The organism is Enterobacter cloacae complex sp. IR5458, from assembly GCF_049238025.1.
In the GTDB taxonomy this organism is placed as follows: domain Bacteria; phylum Pseudomonadota; class Gammaproteobacteria; order Enterobacterales; family Enterobacteriaceae; genus Enterobacter; species Enterobacter kobei.
Window position 1 is genome coordinate 26845 of record NZ_JBMKIF010000036.1, and the last position, 9894, is coordinate 36738.

The following is a 9894-nucleotide window of genomic DNA, read 5'->3' on the forward strand; positions in this document are numbered from 1 at the left end:
GCTTGAAATGTGGCTTAGATGTTAACTCAGGATGAGCCTGAGTAGATAGCGGAAGATGCGATTCAGAGGGGCGTTAGATGAACGCCTTGGCAAAGGAAGGATCAAAAGGTCCCTCTTTCACTTCCATCATTAGTGCTCTCGGAGAGAGACATTCGACACTGTGTATATCACCCGGTGAAAACTCGACTACTTTTATTGCCGTATTCTCTCCGGCGACAAATTGATTAATTATTCCGCCATCTTTGCCATACAAGCAAACCTGCACTTGCCCTTGGATAACGATAAACATTTCCCATTGATGAGGGAGTTCGTGGAAATGCGGGTCGACATAACTGCCCTGAACCAGAGCAATGAGCAACCGCTGCACTTTATCCTGGTGTGAGTTATGCATTAAAAGGTGAGCGCGCAAGCGTGCAGAATGCCTGGCTTGTTCGTATAAGGCTTCAAGCTGAAAAGTATCAATTAATCGCATTACACGCCTCTAACCTCATTTCTATAGTTTGTGCCGCAGACTCGACTGAGAATTGTTCTTTCAACAATACATTCGCACCTAAGCCGAATTGACGACGCGCGGCAAGATCTTTAAGCATTAGCAGTGCGGACTCATGAAGTTTGTCATCCTCACCATTAATATGAATTAATCCGGCATTATTTTGATTAACGACATCAAGCAAATCATTACCAGCATTCACACTACCCAATATAGGTAAGGACTGAACCATATATCCTAGCAACTTCCCAGGAAAATTGTGAGATGAATGTCTGGCGGAAAGCGAAAAAAGGCCAACATCCATTTCCGACAGGATAAATTTAAATTCATCCTGATTGACAGATGCCATATACGTGAAGTTAGGCAATGCCCACTCGGCAGCCAAAGAATTGATTAATTCAACTTCATCCCCCTGCCCGATAAATAAAAAGTGGGCTTGCGGATGCTCCGCCATTTTTCGGGCAAGACGCATCAAATTCCCCATATCCTGCGCATGACCGATATTCCCTCCATAGAAGAAAATAACTTTATCTTCAAGGCCAAGACGCTGACGCAATGGTATATAATCCTGGGGTGGTACCGATGGCGTGAGAGAAGCCCAGTTACGCAAAACCTCACAAGGATAACCTTTATTGGTCATCTGAAAGACGTCAAGATTCTTGTCTGACATCAGCCCAATACGGTTTGCCTGACGATAAGACGTTCTTTCGAAAAGACGGAAATAGCGTTCGATGAGAGAACCGGCTTTTAACATGCCCGCGTCTATCACCCATTGCGGGAACATATCCCTTAAAACCAGGTAAGCAGGACACTGGCAACGGTATTTAATTTCCTTAACTAAGTGCCCCCAGAAAATGGAGGGTGAATAATAAACTACCCCATCGAAAGTTTCTTTTTTTATCTGGCCTTTGATGGAACTCCAGGCTCGATAGGAAAGAAGCGTTTCATTAATGGCACGTTGAATTTTACTCACATCTTTGAGAGGCCCGCTTTTGAAACGCCATGTTTTGACCCCCTGGAAGGTGTCAAAAGACACATCTTCCTGGAGGCGGGTGTCAGGTGTAATTACCGTAACATCATGCCCACGGCGAATAAATTCCTGAGCCAACTCATGAAACATTTTTGCACCAACTCGCGTACTATTGGGCAGGTAATCATCTATGATTAACGCAAGTTTCATCAGTATTCTTTCCAGACGACTCGCTTGACATAATCTGTATAAGAGTGAACGATTCTGACGATTTTATCCGACACATTAGGCATGCTGTAGTCACTGACTTGTCGTAAAAGACGGTTTTCGCCACGAGGCTGTGTTGCCAGAATATCCAGTGCCTGTAAAACACGTTCACACTCCAGACCCACCATCATGACAGAGGCTTCTTCAAAGCCCTCTGGACGCTCATGTGCTTCCCGAATATTTACCGCTGGGAAATTCATAATGGAGGATTCTTCAGTGATCGTACCGCTGTCAGACAGCACAGCACGGGAGTTTTTCTGCAAATGATTGTAATCATGGAAACCTAACGGTTTCAGCAGATTAATATTTGGGTGGAATTCAATCCCTTGCTCGTTAATACGATTACGTGTCCGCGGATGAGTGGATACAATAACCGGCAAATCATATTTTTCAGCAATAGTATTGAGAATGGTCGCAAGCTTGACAAGTTGTTTGGGAGAATCAACATTCTCTTCACGATGCGCGCTGACGACGAAGAATTCGCCCGGACGCAGGTTCAGTCGCGAGAGTACATCCGAATTATCGATTTGAGGCATGTAATGCGTAAGTACCTCAAACATTGGGCTACCGGTTTTAATAATTCGATCTGCTGGGAGGCCTTCAGCCAGAAGATATTCACGTGCGATATCACTATAGGTCATATTGATGTCAGCGGTATGGTCGACAATGCGTCGATTGGTCTCTTCCGGGACGCGCTGATCGAAACATCGGTTGCCGGCTTCCATATGGAAGATAGGCACTTTACGACGCTTGGCCGGGATAGCAGAAATACAAGAGTTTGTATCACCTAGCACCAACATTGCTTCAGGCTTTTCGGATTCGAGTACCTCATCAACTTTGATGATAACCTGACCGATAGTTTCTGCAGCATTTTTCCCGGCAGCATTTAAAAAGTAATCGGGTTTTCGTACGCCAAGGTCATTAAAGAACACTTCGTTGAGCTCATAATCATAGTTTTGACCAGTATGGACAAGAATATGTTCGCAGTGTTCATCAAGCTTAGCGAGAACGCGTGACAGACGGATAATCTCAGGACGCGTACCAACAACAGACATAATTTTTAATTTTTTCATTACAGAGGTCTCGCAATAGTATCAGGCTCATCACGATTGAAAATTTCGTTTGCCCAGAGCATGACTATCAATTCATCAATTCCAATATTTTTAATGGCATGCGTCCATCCGGGGACTGTTTCAACGATTTTGAAATCATCAGAGGAAATATTCAGCTCATATCGCTCACCAGTAATCACATGTTCAAATTTGAAGCATGCCTGACCGCGAATGACCAGAAACTTTTCATTTTTGGTGTGATGGTAATGACCACCACGTGTAATACCGGGATGTGCGGTGAAAAATGAAAACTGCCCCGTTGAAGGGGTTTTTAACATCTCGCAAAAGACCCCTCGGGCGTCCCCGTAAGAGGGAACTGAGTAAGCAAACATATCGGCAGGTAGATAACTTAACCACGTCGAATAAAGCGCGCGGGTGAACCCTGTACCTACGGCCTCGGAGACAAGAGTGGAACGGCTTTCTTTGAAGCGATAAAGTAAATCCGCCACCTCACCTACTGTCGTCGAATATACTGGCTCAACAGTTTTGTACCCGCTTTCAACCTTTTCAGACAAGAGCTTTATAGCATCAGTACAAACATCATCAACATATATAAGATTAACAGGCGCGGAAGAATCGTTGATCGTAATATCGATGTTGTTGACAATATTATGGCAGAAGGTTGCCACGAACGAATTATAATTAGGCTTGCACCATTTACCAAAAACATTCGGGTAACGATAAATAAAGTATGCTGCACCGCTTTCAGTTGCATACCGTTCAATTTGTTTTTCAGCTGCAGCTTTACTTTGACCATAAGCATTATCCAGTTCAGCCTGAATGGAAGAACTGATCATAATAGGTATGCTTTTATGCTTAGCTAAAAGAGTATCAACAATCTGTTGAGTCAGATTGCTATTCCCTTCGGCAAACTCTTCCACGTTTTTAGGTCGATTGATACCCGCGAGATGATAGACAAATTCAGCTTCTTGCAGACCATTTTCCAGCTCAGCCGCACTTGAACCTCGGTCAATCTTAACAAGGTCACTGTACCCTGCTTCCTGAAGGCGTAAGCACAGGTTACGTCCGATAAAGCCATCAGCTCCAGTAATCAGGATTTTCATGTCAGGCGTCCAGATCGTAATGTTCACCCGCGCGCAATGCGCGAATAAAAGGTAATTTCAGAAGAAGTGTTTTCATCCCTTCAACATCCAGTCTCTGCGTATTGTGCGAGTTATAATCCTCGACAACAGAGATACGGCTATCACCTTGTTCAACATATTTTCCATAGTTAAGATCGCGCAGATCAGGTGGAACACGGTAATAATCACCCATGTCGATGGCGGCAATCATCTCTTCACGGCTAAGCAGTGCTTCATAAAGCTTCTCACCATGGCGCGTTCCGATGACATTGACAGGATGTTGCTCAACGTTAAGAAGCTCTTTCAGAGCAATAGCTAACGTTTCAATCGTTGCGGCTGGTGCTTTTTGAACAAAAATATCGCCATTATTGCCATGCTCAAACGCATACAGGACCAAATCGACAGCATCTTCAAGCGTCATCATGAAACGGGTCATATTCGGGTCAGTGAGCGTCAGCGCTTTACCCGCTTTGATCAGATCAACGAACAAGGGAATGACAGAACCACGGGAAGCCATCACGTTGCCATAACGAGTACCGCAAATCACAGTTTTGTCGCTATTAACATTACGTGATTTTGCGACCATCACTTTCTCCATCATTGCCTTCGAAATACCCATAGCATTGATAGGATAAACTGCTTTATCAGTACTTAAGCAAACAACACGTTTAACTTCGTTGGCAATCGCAGCTTCAAGAACATTTTCAGTGCCGAGAACGTTAGTCTTAACGGCCTCCATCGGATGAAACTCGCATGATGGCACTTGTTTAAGCGCCGCGGCGTGGTAGATGAAGTCAACACCACGACTGGCATTGAGAATACTGCGATAATCCCTCACATCACCGATATAAAATTTTAGTTTCTCACTATTATATTTCTTGCGCATATCGTCTTGCTTTTTTTCATCGCGCGAGAATACTCGAATTTCTTTAATGTCTGTTTCAAGGAATCGATTTAGCACCGCATTTCCGAAAGAGCCAGTACCACCAGTAATAAGTAAAACTTTATCTTTAAACATACCAATTCCTCTAGCGTAAGCAATTATATGAACTATTTTATATGGAGAAAGCGAGCAATAAAAATCTCGACCCATTGCCACATTGAATATAATATATAACTGATATCAAGCAATAAAAACACTGCTTATTAAGATATACTACTTTCTGTGCAATATGAATAAAACCGGATACATTAATCGGCGCCTAAACATCAAATAAAGCGGACATCTTATGTTCATCCTTAGCTAAAGCATTTAGCGCATAATTATAAACCAGACGCGATTTATTGTTAAATTGATATTCATTAAAACTCATACATTCTGTGATATATTTCTCAAACGTATCAATGTCATTATACCCTGCGACATAACCACCATTACGCTGCACATCAGACCAAGGAGTTTGATCGGATATAAGCACAACATTTGAGTTAATCATGGACTCAACAATGGCATGTCCATAATTTTCATTTAATGTTGGTAAGAAAAACAAATGTGATCTTTTGAGCAAGTCAGCAACTTGGGCAGGCTTGATCCCACCAAGGCATTCCACTTTAACATTCGGTGGTAATTGATTTATTATCAGCTTACATTCTGCCCAATACTTTTCATCCTCAACATTGCCTGCAATACTGAGGTAAATATCTCCTCGCCCAATATTTAATAGAGACAATAAAACTGCCTTAAGATTTTTCTTTGGCGAAATCCGTGAAACAAAAGAAATATGTATCTCACCTTCTTTTTTATGTTTGTTTATATAAGATGGGATCGTGTCATGCATATTAGGGATGACGCTACTTGGAAACTCTTGTTTTAAGGATGTAAGAGATTCTTTTTTTTCTTCAATGGAAGTAAAATGAAAATAAATCTTCTCTTGCCTAGCAAAAAAATTAAATAACTTTATGTATATTTTCTTTTTGAATGGCTTAAACGTTAATGCTCCTATAGTTAGTTCCCCTCGCGGGGCCAATAGAATCTTTGCATCGCTCTTTTTAAGCACTAATGCAGGAAGGGTTGTTCTCCTTGAAAAAAAACTGTTCAAATAGATTATGTCGACTGCTTTAGAAAGCTTCAAATAAAATTTAGTAAAATCTAAAATGCTTTTGGCATAATAAACAGTAACATTATTTACGAATAATTCGACTCCAGATTCATTTATAATTTGACCATCAATATCATGATTGTAGGTCAACACAGTAATGCAATGCGTTTTATTGAAACTCTTGGCTATATTCACGAGACTTTTGACAGGCCCCCCTGCCTTGAAAGCAGGGTAAAAATAATCACAAACTATAAGTATTTTTTTCATTTTATGCTTCGTTTATTTTGAATCAGCAATTGATAAACTTCAGAATGTGCAACTTTTATGCGTTTGTTATATGTATAGAAATCGACTTTATTACATCTATCTAAAGCCGTGTTACTGAAATTCAGAATATCATCTACATCCAACGGAGGCTCATAGAATGCCGCACCTTGATATTTAAGAGAGTGAATCACCTCTTCTGTATATTTCATACGAGGCAATAATACATTTACACCTGCAGTTATCGCACGATATAGCACACCAGAATTCATTATGTCAGAATATGGTATTATAACACCTTTACATTCATTGAGCTCTTGCTGGAGTTTCTTTTCGTCATAACGCCCAAATTTAAATTTTATGCGATCTTTAAAATCAATTCTTTCCTTTAAGCTCACTAGCTCAGAAGCCAGTATATCAGAACACCCCCCCATAATTATTAAAAGAGAATCAGCATCATTTTTAATAAATTCTCTCATTAATAATCCCACGTTTTTATATGGGCGAATCAAACCAAAAAAAAGATATTTATTTTCGAGTGAGGAGTTTTTATCTTCTGGATTATTAAAGCAATTTTCTTCGATTTCATACAGCGGGTGGTGTATTACAGTTAACTTAGATTCATTAACGTCATAAATCTTCAAGAACTCATGTTTACTAACATCAGTTAAAAAAATAAATTTATCAACCAATCGAACCAAGAGTGTTCGATATAACTCTGACATCCTAACATTATGGTTTTCATGAGGTTTGAAATTATGAACCGTCCATACGATTTTTTTTGATAAAATTTTGCATACAATCAAAAATAAGAGTACGAACAAAGTCCCGAGTAATCGCTGATAAAATTTAGGTAAGTTTAAATAGGTTTCGGGCCAATGCATATGGAAAACATCGAACTTAAAATCCAAAACATTTTTTATATTCCATACGTGTGGCTTATATTCTACCCCATCATGGAGGATTAATGAAGTGTACTGATTTGTCGTAGATTCTTTTTGAAGTGGCCACATTTTTACTATCATAATAAAGCAATCTCGAATTAATTTTTTATAGAACGTACTTTCTTAATTCCACCTAAGAAATAATATATTACAAAACTAAAAATATAAGGAATAAAGTTTTGTCCAAACACATTTTCCAGACTCACTGTATAAAATGTATAGAATAATACGAAAAAGAATAAAATATCATACTGCCCAGCATATATGCTAATTGAGTCAAAAAATATTTTAGCGATTAACAAAAGTACAAATGTCATTATTAAACTTAATATGAAATCAGGAAAGCTTGCATTAAGTAATATTGAATAATACATCACAATACCAAAATCTGAACTCGTAAATTGATTCAAATCCGGAGTATATGATGTCATGACATTATTATTTATATTCCTAAAACTTTTATCTACTAAACCACCGGGAACAATTGGACGAAGTAAAGCTTTTGATTCTTTAAGTATAAGGCCTTCTCGCTGATATAAATTTATAACTTTGGAGTAATTTTGATAAGCGCCAAGTGAGTTTGGGTTCATCGATAACCGTGATGCCAAGTGTTCCACCCCCTCCATATACGTTATACTATCAACTTTCGCTCCTCTGATTTCGTTTTTTATTACATAAGCATATTGATAAATCCAACCACCAAAAAAAATAATAATCAAAGGTATGAAGAATATATACCTTAATCTTTTTTTTGTAAGATACACTCGTGCATGAACTTCAAGAAAGAAAAGTAGAAGTAAAAAACTTGTCCATCCTTGAAAGAATTTAAAAGCGATAAACAACAATATATTAAAAACGAACCTCTTGTTTTTAATAAAAGCAAACCCTGGCTTCATTCTATAATATAAAAAATAGAAAAAAATAAAAGGCTCGGGTTTTAACATTGCAAACAAAGCACTAAATGATGAAGTACTACGCTGTTCAACATTTACAGTAACTTTGCCAACGCCTGTGTAGTAGAGAAAAGCAAGCTGCGATACTAATACTGCGAAAATTATGAAATGTATACGACTATCATTCAATTCATAATGATGGTTTTTACTTAAATGTATTCTAAAACCCTGAAATAAAAGAAAAATAATATAACACACTATGAATGATATGATATTCAGAGATGTTATAATCACAACTTCGTCATCAGTAATAGTTCTTACATATCGCTGAAGCTCACCAGGAAAAAACTCTTGGTTTAAAGTTTGATACCCAGAAATAAGACTGGTAAGGATATATAACATCATGAATGACAAAACTGCAATATTCATTTTTTTTGTCATGATATATATGCCCTCTTATATTTTATCAAAGGCAATGAAATCACACCCGTTTTTTTAAATGCAACATACATAATAATCAAATTTTGCAAACAAATAGTGAACGATACTGCACTACAGAACAAAAAAACGCTATTAAATCTTAATGTTATTATCGATAATAGAACCATTAACAATAAGAACGAGACAAGAGTGATCAGCATCAAATATCTCCCATGACCTGTATGACTTAGCAAATAATCACAGGGTCCAGTTGCAGCATTGATCATCTGTCCAAATGAGAAGATTAACAAAACATACCACGTTAATTCATAACCATTGCCATAAATAAGCCCAATAAAGAAGTTTCCAAATAGGACTATCCCACATAATATTGCAAAACTTACTAAAAAGGAAAATAGACAACTGAGGGATATGTCTTTTTGTAATGCCTGAATATTGCTCATCAATTTTGGGATTCTTGCGGCAGCTATTGCTCTAACTGACAACGTTGAGAAACTCAACACCGCAGTCAATCTAATTGCCAACCCATATTGAGCAACCACCTCATTATCAAATAAACGAGATACAAACCATAGATCTATTTGTGAGAACATATATACAATAACAGTTGATATAAATATCGGAATTATAATTGAATAAGTAATGATATGTTCTCTTAAGTTTCTCGCTTCATTTTCCTTATATTTAATAGCTAAATATATAGCTCCGGTTATTATAATGCACACATATGCTAAAGCATAAAATTCAATAATTTCCTCAAGGTCTGCTTCTTTTTTATTTTGTATAAGAATAACTATAAACACGAGAAAGAGAAGATTATTTAAACCACCATTGAAAACTTGAGAAAGAATAAACATACCTTGCCCCTTCATTATTTCACAAATTATCAAGAGCACGCCCGAAAGAAGTGAAAGCAAAATTAAGCTTGAATAGTCTACTTTAGCAAAGAAAAGCAATAGAATCAATCCACACAAAAGCGTACACAACGTGGATATTATATTTTTCTTGGTCACCTCTAATAATATTTTTTTTAACTGAGTGCCTCTCGATGACATTATGTTTAAGGCTGGGGCCATACCAAACAAAAATACTTGGGCTAAAACAGTTGAATAACTGGTTAACAAAAAAAAATCCCCAACAATTGCTTTTGTATACAGCCGTACAATTACCACGCTGAGAAGAAGAGAAATTAATGATACTAATATCCTAGCTGCAAACGAGCTAGACTGCTGAATTAATTGACTAAACATTCTTACATAGTCCCTAAGAGTAAATATTATCTAATAGAGCCATTATCTCTTTAGTTTTTATTTCCATCAGCGCGGTGTCCGCACGGGATTCCACGTTCAGGCGCACCACCGGCTCGGTATTGGAGGAGCGCAGGTTAAAGCG

General features: G+C 38.2%; 9 protein-coding genes and 1 pseudogene. All 10 read right to left on the reverse strand.

Going from position 1 to position 9894, the window contains the following annotated elements; translation table 11 throughout:
- Nucleotides 1-73 precede the first annotated feature (73 nt).
- Complete coding sequence (locus ACOTYN_RS21910) at nt 74-472, reverse strand: WbuC family cupin fold metalloprotein (RefSeq protein WP_071922067.1); 399 nt, start codon at nt 470-472, stop codon at nt 74-76.
- Nucleotides 459-1670, reverse strand: a complete 1212-nt coding sequence (locus tag ACOTYN_RS21915; RefSeq protein WP_071922066.1) for a glycosyltransferase family 4 protein — start codon at nt 1668-1670, stop codon at nt 459-461. The genes ACOTYN_RS21910 and ACOTYN_RS21915 overlap by 14 nt, the downstream gene beginning before the upstream one ends.
- Nucleotides 1670-2800, reverse strand: coding sequence for a non-hydrolyzing UDP-N-acetylglucosamine 2-epimerase (wecB, locus tag ACOTYN_RS21920; RefSeq protein WP_071922065.1), 1131 nt, complete (start codon nt 2798-2800; stop codon nt 1670-1672). The genes ACOTYN_RS21915 and wecB overlap by 1 nt, the downstream gene beginning before the upstream one ends.
- Nucleotides 2800-3903 carry a UDP-2-acetamido-2,6-beta-L-arabino-hexul-4-ose reductase gene (wbjC, locus tag ACOTYN_RS21925; protein WP_071922064.1) on the reverse strand — a complete coding sequence of 368 codons (1104 nt, stop codon included), beginning with the start codon at nt 3901-3903 and terminating at the stop codon, nt 2800-2802. The genes wecB and wbjC overlap by 1 nt, the downstream gene beginning before the upstream one ends.
- A 1-nt stretch (nt 3904) precedes the next feature.
- The gene (gene fnlA, locus ACOTYN_RS21930) at nt 3905-4939 is read right to left on the reverse strand and encodes a UDP-N-acetylglucosamine 4,6-dehydratase/5-epimerase (RefSeq protein ID WP_332957480.1); all 1035 of its coding nucleotides are present in this window, start codon (nt 4937-4939) and stop codon (nt 3905-3907) included.
- A gap of 184 nt (nt 4940-5123) precedes the next feature.
- The gene (locus ACOTYN_RS21935; RefSeq protein WP_071922062.1) at nt 5124-6227 is read right to left on the reverse strand and encodes a glycosyltransferase; all 1104 of its coding nucleotides are present in this window, start codon (nt 6225-6227) and stop codon (nt 5124-5126) included.
- Nucleotides 6224-7237: a glycosyltransferase family 4 protein gene (locus ACOTYN_RS21940; protein WP_139243778.1), complete on the reverse strand. Its 1014-nt coding sequence runs from the start codon at nt 7235-7237 to the stop codon at nt 6224-6226. Before ACOTYN_RS21940 ends, ACOTYN_RS21935 begins: the two co-directional genes overlap by 4 nt.
- A gap of 29 nt (nt 7238-7266) precedes the next feature.
- Nucleotides 7267-8502, reverse strand: coding sequence for an oligosaccharide repeat unit polymerase (wzy, locus tag ACOTYN_RS21945; protein WP_071922060.1), 1236 nt, complete (start codon nt 8500-8502; stop codon nt 7267-7269).
- Nucleotides 8499-9752: a lipopolysaccharide biosynthesis protein gene (locus tag ACOTYN_RS21950; RefSeq protein WP_071922059.1), complete on the reverse strand. Its 1254-nt coding sequence runs from the start codon at nt 9750-9752 to the stop codon at nt 8499-8501. The genes wzy and ACOTYN_RS21950 overlap by 4 nt, the downstream gene beginning before the upstream one ends.
- 13 nt (nt 9753-9765) lie before the next feature.
- A pseudogene (locus ACOTYN_RS21955) lies at nt 9766-9894 on the reverse strand (phosphomannomutase); the annotation flags it as partial.

What these genes read in the sequence shown, in the direction of transcription:
- ACOTYN_RS21910 (WP_071922067.1), bottom strand. Translation starts at nt 472, where the DNA reads ATGCGATTAATTGATACTTTTCAGCTTGAAGCCTTATACGAACAAGCC.
- ACOTYN_RS21915 (WP_071922066.1), bottom strand. Translation starts at nt 1,670, where the DNA reads ATGAAACTTGCGTTAATCATAGATGATTACCTGCCCAATAGTACGCGA.
- wecB (WP_071922065.1), bottom strand. Translation starts at nt 2,800, where the DNA reads ATGAAAAAATTAAAAATTATGTCTGTTGTTGGTACGCGTCCTGAGATT.
- wbjC (WP_071922064.1), bottom strand. Translation starts at nt 3,903, where the DNA reads ATGAAAATCCTGATTACTGGAGCTGATGGCTTTATCGGACGTAACCTG.
- fnlA (WP_332957480.1), bottom strand. Translation starts at nt 4,939, where the DNA reads ATGTTTAAAGATAAAGTTTTACTTATTACTGGTGGTACTGGCTCTTTC.
- ACOTYN_RS21935 (WP_071922062.1), bottom strand. Translation starts at nt 6,227, where the DNA reads ATGAAAAAAATACTTATAGTTTGTGATTATTTTTACCCTGCTTTCAAG.
- ACOTYN_RS21940 (WP_139243778.1), bottom strand. Translation starts at nt 7,237, where the DNA reads ATGTGGCCACTTCAAAAAGAATCTACGACAAATCAGTACACTTCATTA.
- wzy (WP_071922060.1), bottom strand. Translation starts at nt 8,502, where the DNA reads ATGACAAAAAAAATGAATATTGCAGTTTTGTCATTCATGATGTTATAT.
- ACOTYN_RS21950 (WP_071922059.1), bottom strand. Translation starts at nt 9,752, where the DNA reads ATGTTTAGTCAATTAATTCAGCAGTCTAGCTCGTTTGCAGCTAGGATA.